Raw genomic sequence first — 17,956 nt, 5'->3', positions numbered from 1 at the left:
GCGGGGATGAGGCAGTGACGGAACAGATGCCCAACCAAGTCCAAGCCCCTCCGAGGCCTCTCACTCGTAGGATGTGGGAGTACGGAGGAGGGGGTAAGGTCAGCCTGTGGCACAAGTGCTCGTCGTCGGTGTCGGGGACTTTGACAGCGACGGTGGTAATGAGACCTCGGATCCGCTTGCCGTCTCGAAGGGTCTTGACCCTCTACCTTCTATCGCTCCCGCAGTGTCCGCCTTGGCAGCGCAAATGGGAAAGACACAGGGGCTGAAGGTGCTGGGCGGCGGAGCCTCGCACGACCCTGACATGGCAACACTCACCCAGCTATGGCGAAACGCTTGTCGGGAAATGTTGGACAGCGGGTCCCACGAGGCACTCATCGTGCACTTCGCAGGTCATGGCATTCCCGGTCCCGGGAACCAAACGCTGTTCCTGGCCACACGGGAGACCGATCGGGACAATATAACCTGGACGGCTCCTCAGGTGGGCACATGGCTGGGAGAGGTCGAGAGTTTGCCGCCTGGGCCTCCCGTCCTGCTACTGCTGGATGTGTGTGGGGCCGGACGCCCCGTGGTCCAGCAGCTTCTCGACGGAATCAGAGTCGAGGATCGCCGGACATGGATTATCGCTGCGTGCGCCGCGGATGAGAAGACGTTCAGAGCACGGTTCACCGGGGCGACCACTACCGTGCTTGAGCGGCTACGTCAGGGGCAACTCGACCTGTCACCAGCTGTCGAACACGTACCGGTGGAGACCCTAGCGCGCGAGATTGACCGTGAGTTGGCAAGGTCAGCAGTAGCCGAGGGCTATCCGACCCAGAGTGTGCTGCGCACCGCACACCCTGAAGCTCGTACGCAAGTGCCTCCTTTCCTTCTCAATCCGTCGTACCGCGAAACGCCGGGGGGCCAGTTCCGTCAAGCCATGGAAACCGGCCTGTGGCAGTTCGCGGCAGCCGTGGATCCAGGGCTCGACCCACTGCACTTCATTTCGCGGGCCTCCGGCTCACCTCAACAGCAGGGCGTTCTACCAAGTTGCTTCTTCACCGGGCGAGTGCCACAGCTCAAGGTGATCAAGGAATGGCTCGAGGGTGACGGTGAACCATCTCTCCTTGTAATTACTGGCAGCCCAGGGTCAGGTAAGTCAGCACTGCTGGGTGTGGTGGCCTGTCTGGCTCACCCTCAACTACGTGAGGTTACAGGTCAGATCGCGGCTGTCGTAGATCGCGACGTCAGACCCGAACCCATTCCGGACCTGGCTGCCGTCCACGCCCGTCAGCGAGGTCCCAGCGAGGTGTTGTCGTCGGTGGCGACCCAACTGAAGCTAGGCGATGAACCCAGCCGAGGGTGGACCACCCGGGCAGTGCTGGACCGGATCGCCGAGCAGCGGGAAAGCCCCGTTACGGTTGTGGTGGACGCACTGGATGAGGCTTCCTTGGACAGGACGCTTCTCAATGAGGTTCTCCTACCGCTGGCTCGCACCCGTCGTCAGCCCGACAAGAAGGCGCCAGGGAAGAACCCCGTGCTGTGCCGTGTGCTGATAGGCACGCGACCGTGGTGGGACCAATACGGGCAACTGATTGATGAGCTGGACAGCCCCGAGCAGCTCATCAATCTAGACAAGATCCCCGCCAAGCAGAGGATTAGCGAGCTCACCAACTACCTATGCGACGTACTGGCCGCATCAAAGGTATACAGCGGAGTGGGCGTTGCGGCTCTCCGCAAAGCCACCGCGGCAGCAGTTGCCGAGCGACTTGGTCAGCATCACGACCGCGGCGCCTTCTTGCTGGCGTCGCTATTCGCTCACTACCTCGCTCATCAGGACGCAGCCCTGCCGGTGGAACAGGTCATGGCACGCATCCCGGCCGATCTGCCCGGCATGCTGGATCTACATCTGGAAGTTCTCCAGCGTGAACATCCGGCGATGCCTGCAATCCTCGCGGCCATCGCTCATGGCTACGGCCAAGGCATACCGCTCGAGGTCATCGTCAATCTCACATCTGCTTTCCTTCCTGCCGATGTGACGACACCAGACGTAGATGACATCCGCAAAGCCCTGCAAGCGGCTTCGTTCTACCTGCGTTTCGACACTGACAGTGATGCACAACGCCTCTATCGCTTCTACCATCAGAGCCTCGTCGATCACCTGCGTCGCGGCTACACACACATCAGTCGTCGTGACATTTTCGGTCGCGTCCTAGACACAGTGCCAGGTTCCGGGGAGCCGGCTCTTCGCAGGTTCGGGCTTGCTCTGCCCTACGTTCTGCGGCACGCGGCGCAGCACGCTGCCGATGCACGGATGCTGGACCGCCTGTTGTTGTCCGCATCCTTCTTGATCCACTGCGATCCACAGTTGCTGCGAGAGCACCTGATAGCCAGAACGCTGCGCGCCCAGCTCTCAGCGATCATCAGCGACTCCACGCTCTCACCCCTTCATGAGCCGTGGCAGCGACGTCAGTGGCTGCGCAACACAGCCATGGTCTGGGGAGAAACATGGCTGGTGGATGAACTCGACGCCCTCGATGAGCACACAGCGCGGCCAACGCAACACCCAGTGCTGGACTTCCAATGGGGTACCGCTGATCTCCTAAATCGTCCCCGCAGTCCCATTGAGATTGACAAGGTGTCACTCATACGTCACGCGGACCGCTGGCTTGCGGTAGCGAGCGATTTCCAGGGGGGCGTAGCAGTCTGGGATGTCCGCATGGGTGTCCGCCTCTTTGTCCTGAATTTCCCTGAAGACTCTGCGCTCACCGCTCTGTCTACGCGGCAGACCTCAGAAATGGCCCTGGCGGTAGCCGGAACCGATGAGGGCCGTATCTACGCGTGGGATCTCGATACCGGTGCTTTGACGGTCGAGGTGCAGACAGACGCCAATGCTGTTGTAGCCCTCGCAATCGTTCGGTGGGCCGACAGCGATCTCATCGTGACTTGTGGTGGTGGCGAGGTCGTCGCATACAACCTGTCAGGGCAGCGGGTTGCCTCGCTGGATGTGCTCGGCGAGTGGCTCTCTTCTCTGGAAATCCAGGGGCGTGTCGACGACCTATGGGAACCAGATTTGGATATCGAGGGGTACGACTGCACAGCGGTTGCCACCACTGTGCTGGATGGAACACCCGTGTTCGTTGCGGGAGCCATCGATGGCTCTATACATGTATGGGAGGCTGGCGGAAGCCGCCATCGAAGGTGGCCTGGCAGTGCTGGCCGCATCAATTCCCTGCAGTTACTGGAAGGCCCCGGAGGACCGTTCGTGATCACGGGCGGCGAATACGGAGTCGGAGTGTGGGATATACGAGCGGGCACTGAACGGCTCCTACTGACCGTCGGCCTTCAACTCGCAGTTCCCCAGTTCGATGACACTGGTAGGCCCGGCCTGGCTCACTTCAGCTCAAGTGCTGGAGTGATTCTCCGAGATCTCAGTGACGAGCATATCCTCGCTGCCCCCTACTACGCGCTTCCTCGGGAAGTTTCGGGTCTTGAGGCACTGGCGATAGCCGGAGCGCAGGTAGCTGCAGCAGGCCGGACGCGGGTTGGTCCGGTATTCCTCTCACAGACGGGTGACGGCGCCGACAGCACTCTACGCACGCAAGCCCAGCACGATACAGACGTGGAATTGAGCGCCGTGGGAGATGCAGGCGCCACGGGTCTCGTACCAGCCATCAGCGTGGACGCAGACGGGTTTTTTCTGGCCTGGGATGCGGCTGACGGAGTTGTTCTGCGATCAGGCACCCGAAGCACCGTTGGAGCGGTGTCGGCCGGGACACTGGCCGGCAAGAGCGTCGTGGTCCTGGCACACGGCTGGGGCAGGAATGCAATGATTGAAATCATTGACCTGGCCGACCCGACTTCCGCTGCTAGCACTCTCAAGGTGAAGAACGCGGTGGACGCCTTGTCGATCGACATTGTCAACGGCGCAACCGCACTCACCATTCAAATGAGCGGCGACATCTATACCTGTGACCCAGGAGGAACACTTTCACGGCTGGACACCAACAAAGAGAAAGGTGCGGTGATCCGCTGTTACGCTCAGGGTTCCCACCAGGGCCAAGACATCACAATTGTCGCCACCTCCAACTACTTGGAATGGGAAGGCAATGCCTATGATGCAACTGTACTTACGATGCACCATTCCCTCCAGGGGGCCCGCGTCTTGGCGAATCCCCGGACGGATATTGCCTGCGTAGCAGTGGGCGAATGGGAAGCAATCCCTGCCGTTGTCTACGGCGACGACGAGGGGTATGTGGTCGCCCTTTCCTTGGAGGACTGCGACGAGTTGGGCCGCTTTCAGGCACATGAAGGCCGGCTGGGAACGCTCACGTTCGTCCAGCCGCAAGGTGTCACTTTGCTGGTGACCTCAGGAACGGACGATGCCATCCGCGTGTGGGACCCTCGGCGTCCGGGAACCCTTCTCGCGGAAACCAGCTTCCCCGGCACCCTCGTCAGCGTCAGCGCGTGCGACGACGGGGTCTTCGCAGGGTTCGAAAGCCGAGTCGCCTTCTTCACATGGACGGACCTCGCAACGTTGTCTGATCTGGCCGCCGAAAAGGGGAGTTCATGAGTCGGGTAGTGATCGTCCACGGTGTCCGCAACTACAAACGCGGCCTGTCTGCGACTTCAGCGGCAGACATGCTCGCTGCCACCTGGGCGAAGCAGCTCATCGCGGGCTATCGCGACGCGCGTCTCGAGCACTTTGCGGTACCCGAGATCACAGCTGCCTACTACGCGGACACACTGCACGACGGCGAGTCGCAGGGCGCGACTCCTGGACTCGATGACCTTTCACCCTCGGAGCAGCGTGCCGTGCTGCACTGGCTCAGCGCCCTGGGCATGCCCAACGAGCTGGCGGAAGGCCAGTCCTGGGGCGGCCTGCCGCTGCGCCAGACTCTTGACCTCGTGGCACGTAGACGCGGTGTGGCCGCCCAGACTCTGGCTCGTATAGCCGTCGCCTTTATGCCAGAGGTCTACAGCTACCTCGCCTCCCCGAGCCGTCGACGACGGGCACAGGAAGCCGTCGCTCAAGCCATCAAGGACTCCGGCGCCAGAGTACTCGTGGCGCACTCCCTCGGATCGGTAGTCGCTTATGAAACCCTGCACGCCTTCGATGGCTTGGGCATTGAGGTCTTCATCACTTTGGGGTCGCCGCTGGGACTATCCGGAGCAGTGTTCGACATGCTCGATCCCGCCCCCGCTAGCGGCCACGGCGAACGTCCTCCAGAGCTCCGCCACTGGATCAACATCGCTGATGCCGGTGACCTCGTGGCACTGCCTCGGCGGCTCGGCGACCGATTTCCCGTCGACGCCCACGAAGAAACCCACATGGCATTGGCCGACTTCCACACTCTGAACATGTACCTCGCCTGCGGTCTGACCGCTGCGGCACTTGCCCCGCACTGCGCCTCTTAGTGGTTATTCGCCCCCACAAGCAAACGCCGTCGTTTCCCGAGCTGAGGGCTCCAGCCGTCGTCACGCGCTGGCCGTGCCCAATTGCTCTGGTCGACGACACACCCCGATGTCATGGCTGAGGCTGGTGGGGGTACAGCGAGGCACACGCGTGCGTGGTCGGTCGACGCACCCGCCGTCGTGGCCGACTTTCGGCGGCTGAGGTTCAGGCGGTCGCAAAAGGGTTCGCCTCTGCGTCGGTGTGCGATGCGTCTGCACCGGATCGGCACGGCGCGGCGGGTAGGGGAGCCCGGGTTGATCTTCGGGTTCACGGGCCTGCCGCGCATTGTGGTGGTACGTGGAGCGGCACACATGGTGGCGGTGGGCCAACCGGCCCGAGGAACCCTTGGAGGGCTGCCCAGTTCCGGGGCTGTTTCGGTGACATCCAACACTGACATCAACGGACCCGGACGGCGGCATACGTCAGCGCTCCCTCATGACCGTCGGAATAGCGAGCAACGGCCCCAGGGGCGGGCGTAGCTCGAACTCCTAATGCGGTGCTCATGGACGGGCGTGCTCCCGGGCCGGCCGTCTTCGGGCCGTAGAAGGGCGCTCAGCGATGACCAACGCAGCACAGGGCACTGCCGGGCAACACTGAGCGCTCAGTGGCAGCAGCCCGGAGGGGGCCGGCAATGTCCCGGTGCCTCGCCAGACAGCGGCGACGGTGTAAGCCAGGAGGTTCGCCAAGGTTCCCAACTCCCGGATCATCGAGGCCAGATGCGGTATTGGTAGGGGCATGAGTGAGCCGTCGCCTGCCCCCGAGCCTCCAGACTGGCCGCACTGCGGAACCGGGGCCGACTCTACGAATGACGCCATCGGATGCTTGGGCATTCAAATCAGCCCGGGTGGGGCGTGTCTTGAACACACTACGGAACAAATCAGGCGCCGGTACCTAGACTCCTTGGGGCCAGGAGACTCGATCAATCTAAGCGGCACCGCATTCGACGCGAATCTTCTAGATGAGGTGCTCGATGCCGTAAAAGACCCCAGCACAGGAAAGTCTACTTTCGGCCCCGCCGCTTTCAGAAAAGCAAGTTTCGGCGGCGCGACGGACACTGCCAGCGCAGCATCATTCGCCGATGCACTGTTCCAGGGGGACGTCGATTTCGGCGAGTCTCATTTCGGTGACGGCTTCTCTCTGGAGCAGACAGAATTCCTCGGTGGCGCATCCTTCTGGCGAGGGAAGTTCTCTGGTGACACTTTCTTCGAGGGCGCGCTATTCAGGAACGAAGTGAACCTACGCGAAACCGATTTCGATTGGCTACTCTCAAATACAGCTCAATATTTCGGAAACGTGGACTTGACTGACGCCACCCTTCGAGAGATATGGCTTCTCGGCGCGGTATTCCATAAGGGCTTGAAGATACACTCCACTACACTACAAAGCGCTTCCCCAATAGGCCCCTTCATGTGCCTAGGGGAACTCAGTCTGTATGAAGCAAATTTTCCGAAACCCACTACGCTAGAGGTCACAGCAAGGCGAATCGCCTGCTATAGGACTACCTGGGGGGCGGTTGCAAAAATCAAAGCGCGCCATGCTCAAATCTTATTGGAAGATCCTGTACTCTCGCAACCACTAGCAATCGTCAGCGCATCCACCCCCTTCGATGACATTCCACCCGAATCTTTTGCTGGTACCACTCATAGCGGAGAAGCAAAGATTGTCTCACTCGACGGAGTGGACTGCGCTTGGCTCACACTGTCAAACCTCGACCTTTCTTCATGCAGATTCGATGGCGCTCTTCACCTTGACCAACTCAGGCTAGAGGGGCGATGGATATTCTCGAATCCTCCTCAAGGAACACAATGGCAGTTGGGAATTCCATTCAGCTGGAACCAGCGGCAGGTGATCGAGGAGGAACGCATGTGGCGCGCTTTGCCATCCCACCCTGCATCTCTGCATCGTGGGTGGGGCGCCGCTCCGGAGCACCCACACGATGTCCCGAGCCTCGCTAGTCTCGCAATCATCTACCGTCAGCTCCGCAAGGGCCGTGAGGATGCAAAGGACGAACCGGGCGCAGCAGACTTCTACTACGGCGAAATGGAAATGCGCCGCCACAGCAGAGGATGGGGGACAGCAGAACGCTGGCTGCTTCAGGCGTATTGGCTGCTGTCCGGCTACGGCCTGCGTGCCTCGCGTGCGCTCGGCTGGCTCACCCTCGCAATGATGACGACGATCTTGCTGATGATGGGCTTCGGCCTCCCCCAGAACTCCCCCAAGCAGGAGGCTACCGGCACCGTTCCGCCCGGTGGCGGCACGATGACCTTCGAAATCGACAAGGACGATCCGAAGAATCCGACAGGAGATCGCTTCACCGGCGAGCGCTTCGACAAGGCGCTCAGCGTCACGCTCAACTCGGTCGTGTTCCGCTCCAGCGGGGAGGAGCTGACGACAGCCGGCCGGTACATCGAGATGGCATCCCGCTTCTCCGAGCCGGTGCTGCTCGGTCTTGCTGCGCTCGCCATTCGGGGGCGAGTGAAACGGTAGGCGGGCGGTGTCAGAGGCGTGCCAGACCCGTGCCAGATCGTGCGGGGAACCAAGGGGAATGCCGGGGAACCAGCCGACCGTTTCCACTAGGGTCCGACGCTACTCCGCCGCAGGTCAGCTCCAAGACAAGCCGCAGATACCCTTAGCTTCCCAAGCTGAGAGCGCGAGTTCGATTCTCGTCACCCGCTCCATGATGAAACCCCAGGTCAGCGACCTGGGGTTTGCTTATTGTCTAGATCAATTTGAGGGTGGGTTCCGAGACGAAGCGCCAGCGCGCCGCAAATGGCGAGACGCACTTTCCGTGACCCGCGTCACAACACATGCGAATCTGCGCTACTCGCATACGCAGAGATGTAGTTGGGCGTGGCGCTCGTCGAGACCATCACCGCGGCCATCGGGCTCTGGACCACGCCCGCCCCGCTCTGCAGCGGCCGCGCTCCGTAACCGCCCTGCCGCTCATGATGCTCCTTGCCGAGGCACACCCGGCCCGGGCATCGAACGAAGCCGCTCCTCCGCCGGCTGGGTGCCGTCGCATCCCCTGGAAACTCGGTCAGCGCACTGTCGGCGCGTAAGTCCCGCCGTCGGCCTGGCTCATACGTGCCTGGGTACTGGGTGGCGGGGCAGGGAGGCCGCATACTCGGTGACCGTTGCGGTGCGTCAGGGCGGTGGCTGCTGCGACCGATTCGGTGGACAGACAAGGAAGGGCATGGGGGACATGAGTGGTGGCGACCGGCCGATAATGCCGGAGTCGGTGGACAGTCCCGCTCTGCGGACACCGCCGACAGGCAAGGCGGCGCGGTGGCTGCTGCGTCACAGGGTGCAGCCGGTCGGGCCCGCGGCCGGTGAGAGCCATGCCGAGCCACATGCCTGGTGGAAGGTGATGTGCCTGACCGGGGTCGACTACTTCTCCAGTCTGGCCTACGTGCCGGCGATCGCCGCTTTGGCCGCCGGGGCCGTCTCTCCTCTGGCGACGCTGCTGATCGTGGCGTTGACGTTGCTGGGGATGCTGCCGATGTACCGGAAGGTGGCGAAGGAGAGTCCGCACGGCGCGGGATCGGTCGCCATGCTGGAGGATCTGCTGCCGTTCTGGTGGGGCAAGCTGTTCGTTCTGGTCCTGCTCGGGTTCGTGGCCACCTCGTGGATCATCACCATCACTTTGTCCACGGCGGACGCTTCCGTACACGTGGTGGAGAACCCCTTCTTCCCCTCCGTGCTCCACGGCCACGAGGTCGCCCTGACCGTGGGGCTGCTGCTGATCCTGGGAGGTGTTTTCCTGCTCGGGTTCAGTGAGGCGGTCAGTGTCGCCATCCCGCTGGTCGCCGTCTTCCTGGCGCTCAACGCGGTCGTCATCGCGGTCGGCCTGGTCCATGTCTTCACGACGGACGGCGCGCTGTCGGCCTGGACCGACGCGCTCGTCGACGGCGGAGGCGGCTTCGGTGACCTTGCCGGTCCGGCGCTGCTGGCCTTCCCTCTACTGGTGCTGGGGCTGTCGGGCTTCGAGACCGGTGTGAGCATGATGCCGCTCGTGGCGGCCGACGGTGCCGACGCCGAGCAGCGGCTTCGCTCGAGGATCCGCAATGCCCGCCGGCTTCTGACCACGGCCGCTGTGATCATGAGCGTCTACCTGCTGGCCGCAAGCTTCGTGACCACCGTCCTCATCCCGGAGAAGGAGTTCGAACCCGGCGGTGCGGCCAACGGCCGGGCTCTGGCCTGGCTGGCCCACGAGCATGTCAGTGAGGCGTTCGGAACCGCCTACGACATCAGCACCATCCTCATCCTGTGGTTCGCCGGTGCATCCGCCATGGCCGGATTGATCAACATCGTTCCCCGCTACCTGCCGGACTACGGCATGGCCCCCGAATGGGGACGCGCGGTGCGTCCGGTCGTCATCGTCTACACCGCTCTGTGCATCCTGATCACCATTGCCTTCGACGCCGACGTCGATGCCCAGGCCGGTGCCTACGCCACCGGGATCCTGGCGATGATGGTCTCCGGCGCCTTCGCCGTGACCGTCTTCATGGCACGCAATCGTCGTCGCGCGAGTACGGTCGGCTTCGCCCTGCTCACCGCGGTGCTGCTCTACGCTCTGGTGGCCAACATCGTCGACAAGCCCGACGGCATCGCCATCTCCGGCTTCTTCATCATGGGCATCATCATCGTGTCGCTGATCTCCCGCGTCTCGCGCACCACCGAACTGCGTGCCGACCGCATCGTCTTCGACGAGGCCGCCCGCCGGTTCATTGCCGACACCCTCGCCCACGACGAGTCCATCAACATCATCGCCAACCGCCGCCAAGCCGGCGACTCCGCCGAGTACAGCGCCAAGGAACGCGAACAACGCGGCACCAACCCGGTCCCGGGCCCCGCTGACGTGCTCTTCCTGGAGATCGACGTGGTCGACCCGTCCGACTTCAGCGAAACCCTCACCGTCCACGGCGTCGAAGTCGACGGCTACCGCATCCTGCGCGCCGAGGCGCCGGCCGCCCCCAACGCCATCGCCGCCATCCTCCTCGCCCTGCGCGACGCCACCGACGTGCAGCCGCACTGCTACTTCGCCTGGGCCGAAGGCAGCCCCCTCGTGCACATGATCCGTTACTTCCTCCTCGGACGCGGTGACACCGCCCCCGTCACCCGCGAAATCATCCGCAGCAACGAACCCGACCCGGACCGCCGTCCCGGTATTCACGTCGGCGGCTGAGCCCGTCACCTCCGCCTGGGGATCGCGGCGGACCGAAGTGCTGTGGCTTCTGGGGCTCGCCGCCTGGGCCCTGATTGCGGCCGGTCTCATCGAGATGATCTACCGGCCCTGAACCCCCGGCCGCCCGGGCGTACGCCGACACCAGCACGTCAGGCAGCGGCTCCACGCGCCGCGAGACGCGCGCCGCATGGCGGTCACGCCGCACAGCAGCAGGCCGTCGGCGGCGGACTTCCGCGCACCCTCGTGGCCGGCACTCCGCACGTCCCGCGTCCACTCGAGGCCGTTCGTCACCTCACCGAAGCCGTCACGCACCTCATCACGGATGGCACACGGGAGCCGCTCAGGTCACCCGCCCGTCAAGAGGACGTCAGGGTCGGCCGGTTGGGTGCGAAGATGCCGCAAGGAACCGTCAGCATGGCGGGTAACGGGCCGAGCCTGGATGCGACCGAGGAAGAAGGAGCTCGCATCCATGTCCGTCCTGACCACCGAGCCGAATGCCGTCCCCGCCGGCGAAGAGCCCCCTGATACCGGTGAACGTCACCGGCTGACCACCGTCACCGGGCTCGCCGCGCTGTCGCTGGACGCGATGGCGTCGGTGGCGTACGGGCCCGAGGCGATCGTCCTCGTCCTGGCCGCCGCGGGCGCCCACGGCCTGGGCTTCACCATGCCGGTGACGCTGGCCATCGCCGCCCTGCTGGCGGTGCTGGTGGCGTCGTACCGGCAGGTGATCGCGGCCTTCCCGGACGGCGGCGGCTCCTACGCGGTCGCGAAGACCCACCTGGGTGCGCGCACGAGTCTGGTGGCCGCGGCCTCGCTGGTCCTGGACTACGTCCTGAACGTCGCCGTGGCGGTCACGGCCGGAGTGGCGGCGCTGACCTCCGCCTTCCCGGCGCTCTACGACGACCGGCTGTGGCTCTGCCTGGCGGTGCTCGCCGTGATCACGGGGGTCAACCTGCGCGGGATCGTGGAGTCCGCCAGGGCGTTCATCGCGCCGACGGTCGTCTTCGTCGGCGCGATCCTCGTCCTGATAGCCGTCGGGCTGTTCCGCTCCGAACCCGTGAGCACGGTGACCGCGGACGGGCACGCCTCGGTCGTCGCGGACGACGCCACCACCGTGGGGGCACTGCTCCTGCTGAAAGCCTTCGCCTCCGGCTGTGCCGCTCTGACGGGGGTCGAGGCCATCGCCAACGCCGTCCCCTCCTTCCGGGTCCCGCGCGTCAGGCGGGCCCAGCGCGCGGAGGTCGGACTCGGGGCCGTCCTCGGCGTGATGCTCATCGGTCTGTCGGTGCTGATCGGGCGCTTCCACCTCCAGCCGGTCGAGGGCGTCACCGTCCTCGCCCAGCTCGCGGACGCCTCGCTCGGCCACAACTGGGCCTTTTACGTCATCCAGTTCGCGACGATGATGCTGCTCGCCCTGTCGGCGAACACCTCCTTCGGCGGCCTGCCGGTGCTGCTCAAGGTGCTGGCCCGCGACAACTACGCGCCGCACGTGTTCGCCCTGAAGGCGGACCGGCAGGTCCACCGGCACGGCGTCCTCGCTCTGGCCATCGTCTCGGCCGCGCTGCTCGTCTTCTCGGGCGGCGACACCAACACCCTCGTGCCGCTCTTCGCGATCGGCGTCTTCATCGGCTTCACCATCGCGCAGGTGGGCATGGTCCGGCATTGGCGAGCGGAGCGGGGAGTGGGGTGGCGCGGCAAGGCGCTGCTCAACGGCTTCGGCGCGCTGCTCACCGGTCTCGCCACCGTCGTTGTCACTGTGGAGAAGTTCCAGGAGGGCGCCTGGCTGGTCGTGATCGCCCTGCCCCTCCTCGTGGTCTCCTTCGAGACCGTGTACCGCGCCTACGCCCGGATCGGCGGGCGGCTCGGCCTCGGCCGCATTCCGGAACCCCCGCACCGCGAACGCTCACTGGTGATCGTTCCCGTCTCGTCGCTGTCCAGGGTGACCTCGGAGGCCCTCACGGCAGCCGCCTCCCTCGGCGACGAGGTGCGTGCGGTGACCGTCTGCTACCCGGACTCCGAGGACCGGGTTCACATGCACGCCCTGGAGCGCTCCTGGGCGGAATGGGATCCCGGTGTGCCTCTGGTCCGGTTGTCGAGCGAGCGGCGCAGCCTGGGGCGTCCGATCGCCGCGTACGTTCGTGGGGTGGCCGCCGCCGAGCCGGGCACGCGCGTCACCGTGCTGATCCCGGAGACCGAGCCGGAGCGGCTGTGGCAGCGGCTGTGGCAGACCCAGCGGGGCGCGGTCGTCGCGCACGCCGTACGGCGGGAGACGGACGCGGTGATCTGCCGGCTCCGCTTCCGGCTCCTCTGAGCCAGGCGGCGGCGTCAGAGTTCCGTCAAGGCCGTGGGTCCCGCCGTAAGAGGGCCGTCAACGGGAGGCCGATCCGGCCAAAGCGGCGCTTTCCTCGAAGCGTCCGTTTCACCGAACCTCACTCCAGGAGTTCGCGATGGCCGATCTGGCCTTCGTCGTCACCGTGCTCGCGGTGTTCGCGCTGGTGGCTCTCGTCGCCAAGGGGGTGACGAAGCTGTGACCGCCGAGAACGTCGTCGGCCTGGTCGTGGCCGTCTCCCTGCTGGGCTATCTCGTCCTCGCCCTGATCTTCCCGGAGAGGTTCTGAGCCCCGATGGGTCCCGTACTTGCCGGTGTGCTCCAGCTGCTCGCACTCATAGCCGCGCTCGCTCTCGCCTACATCCCCCTTGGCGACTACATGGCCAAGGTCTACTCCTCCGACAAGCACTGGCGTGTCGAGAAGTGGGTCTACAAGGGCATCGGTGCCAACCCCGACGCCGAAATGACCTGGCCCGCATACCTGCGCGGCGTGCTCGCCTTCTCGGCCGTCGGCGTCCTCTTCCTCTATCTGCTGATGCGGCTCCAGGGCGTTCTGCCCGGCTCGCTGGGGTTCTCCTCCGTCGATCCGGCGCAGTCGTTCAACACGGCCGTGTCGTTCGTGACGAACACCAACTGGCAGTCGTACTACGGCGAGCAGACCATGGGGCACGTCGTGCAGACCGCCGGTCTCGCCGTGCAGAACTTCGTCTCCGCGGCCGTCGGCATGGCGGTCGCCGTGGCGCTGGTGCGCGGCTTCGCCCTCCCCCACTCTCGGCTTCGCTCGAGCGGGGGGACCCCCATGCGCACCGGTGAGCTCGGCAACTTCTGGTCCGACCTGGTGCGCGGCACCCTGCGGATCCTGGTGCCGGCGGCGGCGATCGCCGCGATCGTGCTGGTGGCCTGCGGTGTCATCCAGAACTTCTCCGGCATCCACGAGGTCGGACAGTTCTTGGGTGGCTCGCAGCAGTGGAACGGCGGCGCGGTCGCCTCGCAGGAGGCCATCAAGGAGATCGGCACCAACGGCGGCGGCTACTTCAACGCCAACTCCGCACACCCCTTCGAGAACCCGACGCCCTTCACCAACCTGTTCGAGATCTTCCTGATCCTGGTGATCCCGTTCGCGCTGACCCGCACCTTCGGGGTCATGGTCGGCTCGGTAAGGCAGGGTTACGCCATCCTCGCCACGATGTTCACCATCTGGCTGGGCTTCGTGGCCCTGATGATGTGGACCGAGTTCGCCCACCACGGCCCGGCGCTCCAGGCCGCGGGCGGGGCCTACGAGGGCAAGGAGGTCCGCTTCGGCGTCGGCGCGTCCTCGATCTTCGCGGTGTCGACCACGCTCACCTCGACCGGAGCGGTGGACTCCTTCCACTCCTCGTTCACCGGTCTGGGCGGCGGCATCACCATGCTCGGCATGATGCTGGGCGAGATCGCACCCGGCGGGGTCGGCTCCGGTCTCTACGGCATGCTGATCATGGCGGTCATCGCGGTGTTCATCGCCGGCCTGATGGTCGGCCGGACTCCGGAATACCTGGGGAAGAAGATCGGCACCCGCGAGATCAAACTCGCCGCCTGCTACATACTCATCACCCCGGCACTGGTGCTCGTCTTCACCGCCGTCTCCATGGCCCTGCCGACCCCGCCGCACTCGATGCTGAATTCCGGCGCGCACGGCTTCTCCGAGGTGCTCTACGCCTTCACGTCCGCGGCGAACAACAACGGCTCGGCCTTCGCCGGACTGAACGCGAACACCGACTGGTTCAACACCATGACCGGGCTCGCGATGCTGCTGGGCCGCTTCCTGCCGATGGTGTTCGTCCTGGCGCTGGCCGGCTCGCTCGCCGAGCAGAAGCCGGTGCCCGTGACCGCGGGCACCCTGCGTACCGAGAAGCCGCTGTTCACCGGCCTGCTGGTGGGCGCGATCCTGATCATCACCGGTCTCACGTACTTCCCCGCCCTCGCGCTGGGCCCGCTCGCCGAGGGGCTGGCGTGATGACCACCCGTACAGAGAAGTCAGAGGACTCCATGTCCACAGCCACTCCCACCCGGGCGCCGCACAGCGACGCTCCCACCGGGCCCAAGCCCGCCGAGGGCCGTGTCGGTGCGGGCCTTTTCGACCCCAGGCAACTGGTCGCGTCTCTGCCGGACGCCTTCCGCAAGCTCGACCCGCGGGTGATGGTCAAGTCGCCCGTGATGTTCGTGGTGTGGATCGGCTCGGTCCTGACGACCGTCTTCTCCTTCACGGACCCGGGCGACTGGTTCGGCTGGACGATCAGCGTCTGGCTGTGGCTGACGGTCGTCTTCGCCAACCTGGCGGAGGCGGTCGCCGAGGGCCGCGGCAAGGCACAGGCCGACACCCTGCGCCAAGCCAAGACCGGCACGATCGCCCGCCGGCTGCTCACCGACGGCTCGGAAGAGCGGATCCCCGGCACCGAGCTGACCATCGGCGACCTCGTGGTGTGCGAGGCCGGGGATGTCATCCCCGGTGACGGGGACGTCGTCGAGGGCGTCGCGTCGGTCGACGAGTCGGCGATCACCGGTGAATCGGCCCCGGTCATCCGTGAGTCGGGCGGCGACCGCTCGGCCGTCACCGGCGGCACGAAGGTGCTGTCCGACCGGATCGTCATCAAGATCACGACGAAGCCGGGCGAGACCTTCATCGACCGGATGATCAACCTCGTCGAGGGCGCGGCGCGGCAGAAGACGCCCAACGAGATCGCGCTGAACATCCTCCTCGCCTCGCTGACCATCGTCTTCCTCCTCGCGTGCGCCACGCTCCCGCCGTTCGCGGACTACGCCGGTACGCACTTGACGATGGTGGTGCTGATCGCCCTGCTGGTCTGTCTGATACCGACCACCATCGGCGCGCTGCTGTCCGCGATCGGCATCGCCGGCATGGACCGCCTGGTGCAGCGCAACGTGCTGGCCATGTCGGGCCGGGCGGTCGAGGCCGCCGGTGACGTCTCCACGCTGCTGCTCGACAAGACCGGCACCATCACCCTCGGCAACCGGCAGGCCGCCGAGTTCGTGCCGGTGCGCGGGACCACGGAAGCGGAGGTCGCGGATGCGGCCCAGCTGTCGTCACTGGCGGACGAGACGCCGGAGGGCCGCTCGGTCGTCGTCCTGGCGAAAGAGAAGTACGGGCTGCGCGAGCGCCATCAGGGCGAGCTGGCGCACGCCGAATGGATCGAGTTCACTGCTCAGACCCGGATGTCGGGCGTCGACGTCGACGGCCGCAAGATCCGCAAGGGCGCCACGGCCTCGGTCATCGCCTGGGTCGAGGGGCAGGGCGGCACGGTCGCGAAGGACGCGGACGGGATCGCACACCGCATCTCAGAGGCGGGCGGGACCCCGCTGCTGGTCGCCGTGGACGACGAACGGGGGGCCCGCGTCCTGGGCGTCATCCACCTCAAGGACGTGGTGAAGGACGGCATGCGGGAGCGCTTCGAGGAACTGCGCCGCATGGGCATCAAGACCGTCATGATCACCGGCGACAACCCGCTGACCGCGAAGGCGATCGCCGAGGAGGCCGGTGTCGACGACTTCCTCGCCGAGGCCACTCCCGAGGACAAGATGGCCCTCATCAAGCGCGAGCAGGCGGGCGGCAAGCTCGTCGCGATGACCGGCGACGGCACCAACGACGCCCCGGCCCTCGCGCAGGCCGACGTCGGCGTGGCGATGAACACGGGCACGTCGGCCGCGAAGGAGGCCGGCAACATGGTCGACCTCGACTCGAACCCGACCAAGCTCATCGAGATCGTCGAGATCGGCAAACAACTCCTCATCACCCGGGGCGCGTTGACGACGTTCTCCATCGCCAACGACGTCGCCAAATACTTCGCGATCATCCCGGCGCTGTTCGCGGCGGTCTATCCCGGCCTGGACAAGCTCAACATCATGGGCCTGTCCTCGCCGGACTCCGCGATCCTGTCGGCCGTCGTCTTCAACGCGCTGATCATCATCGCGCTGGTGCCGCTGTCCCTGAAGGGCGTGCGCTACCGGCCGGTCAGCGCGGACCGCATGCTGCGACGGAACCTCACCATCTACGGGCTGGGCGGGCTGATCGCCCCGTTCATCGGCATCAAGCTCATCGACCTGCTCATCTCCCTGATCCCCGGGCTGTAATTCTTCGAAAGCGTGGTGAAGCACCATGAACAACTCCGTCGTGAACACCGCCCGGTTGCTCGGAGCGGGCCTGCGCGCCCTCCTCGTGCTGACCCTGGTCACCGGCGTGATCTACCCGCTGGTCGTCACCGGCATCGCCCAGGGGCTGTTCCCCGGCAAGGCGAACGGCTCCGAGGTCAAGGCGGACGGCAGGGTCGTGGGCTCGTCCCTGATCGGCCAACAGGGCTACAGCCTGGACTACTTCCAGCCCCGCCCGGCGAACGGGCTCGGCGAGAACTCGGTCAACACCCAGTACAAGCTGATCCTTTCCGGCGCCACCAACCTGTCCGCCGACAACGACAAGCTCGTCAAGTCGGTGGAGGACGCCAAGGCGAAGGTCGTCAAGGACAACTCCACCCCCGACCACACGGTCAAGCCGTCCCAGGTCCCGGCCGACGCCGTGACGTCCTCGGGCTCCGGCCTGGACCCGGACATCTCCCCGGCCTACGCCGACCTCCAGGTCCACCGCGTCGCCGAGCGCAACGGCCTGACCGTCGCCCAGGTGCAGAGGCTCGTCGACGACCACACCGAGGGCCGCACTCTCGGCTTCATCGGCGAGCCCCGGGTCAACGTGCTCGAACTCAACATCGCGCTCAAGGACCTCGTGGCCGAGGGCTGACGAGCTGAAGGAGCGGGGGCCGGCGGAGACGAGGACCTTCTTCCTCCGCCACGGCCCTCCGTCTCGCCACCGCCCGTCAGCCCGACGTGGAGATGCTCGACCTCGGACCAACCGCGCTCCGGGCAGGACTCCGCACCTCCTTTCACCCGTCATCATTGCAACGCAACGTTGCATTCACCCTTCGGCTCATTGCATCAATTTGCCTCAGCCTAGCTGCATCATCGCCATT

9 protein-coding genes are annotated in these 17,956 nt (G+C 65.3%); all 9 read left to right on the top strand.

All coding sequences use genetic code 11. The annotated features are described in order from the left end of the window. Positions 1–106: 106 nt before the first annotated feature. The 9 genes from AC07DF_RS14230 to AC07DF_RS14190 all read left to right on the top strand — a co-directional run bounded on the left by AC07DF_RS14230 (position 107) and on the right by AC07DF_RS14190 (position 17,727). The gene (locus tag AC07DF_RS14230; RefSeq protein WP_478970390.1) at positions 107–4,549 is read left to right on the top strand and encodes a P-loop domain-containing protein; all 4,443 of its coding nucleotides are present in this window, start codon (positions 107–109) and stop codon (positions 4,547–4,549) included. After that, positions 4,546–5,394 carry a lipase family protein gene (locus tag AC07DF_RS14225; RefSeq protein ID WP_478970389.1) on the top strand — a complete coding sequence of 283 codons (849 nt, stop codon included), beginning with the start codon at positions 4,546–4,548 and terminating at the stop codon, positions 5,392–5,394. The genes AC07DF_RS14230 and AC07DF_RS14225 overlap by 4 nt, the downstream gene beginning before the upstream one ends. A 1,000-nt stretch (positions 5,395–6,394) precedes the next feature. After that, positions 6,395–7,918: a pentapeptide repeat-containing protein gene (locus AC07DF_RS14220; protein ID WP_478970387.1), complete on the top strand. Its 1,524-nt coding sequence runs from the start codon at positions 6,395–6,397 to the stop codon at positions 7,916–7,918. Positions 7,919–8,657: 739 nt separating this feature from the next. Beyond that, entirely contained in the window at positions 8,658–10,616 is a 1,959-nt protein-coding gene (locus tag AC07DF_RS14215; RefSeq protein ID WP_478970989.1) for an APC family permease, read from the top strand. A 469-nt stretch (positions 10,617–11,085) separates the two neighbouring features. Beyond that, positions 11,086–12,927, top strand: a complete 1,842-nt coding sequence (locus AC07DF_RS14210; RefSeq protein ID WP_478970385.1) for an APC family permease — start codon at positions 11,086–11,088, stop codon at positions 12,925–12,927. A 216-nt stretch (positions 12,928–13,143) separates the two neighbouring features. Further along, entirely contained in the window at positions 13,144–13,233 is a 90-nt protein-coding gene (gene kdpF / locus AC07DF_RS14205; RefSeq protein ID WP_037672136.1) for a K(+)-transporting ATPase subunit F, read from the top strand. Between the two features lie 6 nt (positions 13,234–13,239). Beyond that, complete coding sequence (gene kdpA / locus AC07DF_RS14200) at positions 13,240–14,937, top strand: potassium-transporting ATPase subunit KdpA (RefSeq protein WP_478970382.1); 1,698 nt, start codon at positions 13,240–13,242, stop codon at positions 14,935–14,937. Continuing rightward, on the top strand, positions 14,937–17,069 hold the full coding sequence (gene kdpB, locus AC07DF_RS14195; protein WP_478970380.1) for a potassium-transporting ATPase subunit KdpB: 2,133 nt from the start codon (positions 14,937–14,939) through the stop codon (positions 17,067–17,069). Before kdpA ends, kdpB begins: the two co-directional genes overlap by 1 nt. Positions 17,070–17,094: 25 nt before the next feature. Next, entirely contained in the window at positions 17,095–17,727 is a 633-nt protein-coding gene (locus tag AC07DF_RS14190) for a potassium-transporting ATPase subunit C (RefSeq protein WP_478970378.1), read from the top strand. Positions 17,728–17,956: the final 229 nt, after the last annotated feature.

The organism is Streptomyces sp. NPDC044719 (assembly GCF_056433405.1).
The sequence above is the reverse complement of the archived record's forward strand: the minus strand, read 5'-3'. Positions and strand labels throughout refer to the sequence as shown.

Bases quoted from the DNA above. Each gene is read 5' to 3' on its own strand.
- AC07DF_RS14225 (WP_478970389.1), top strand. From the start codon at position 4,546: ATGAGTCGGGTAGTGATCGTCCACGGTGTCCGCAACTACAAACGCGGC.
- AC07DF_RS14215 (WP_478970989.1), top strand. From the start codon at position 8,658: ATGCCGGAGTCGGTGGACAGTCCCGCTCTGCGGACACCGCCGACAGGC.
- AC07DF_RS14210 (WP_478970385.1), top strand. From the start codon at position 11,086: ATGTCCGTCCTGACCACCGAGCCGAATGCCGTCCCCGCCGGCGAAGAG.
- kdpA (WP_478970382.1), top strand. From the start codon at position 13,240: ATGGGTCCCGTACTTGCCGGTGTGCTCCAGCTGCTCGCACTCATAGCC.
- kdpB (WP_478970380.1), top strand. From the start codon at position 14,937: ATGACCACCCGTACAGAGAAGTCAGAGGACTCCATGTCCACAGCCACT.
- AC07DF_RS14190 (WP_478970378.1), top strand. From the start codon at position 17,095: ATGAACAACTCCGTCGTGAACACCGCCCGGTTGCTCGGAGCGGGCCTG.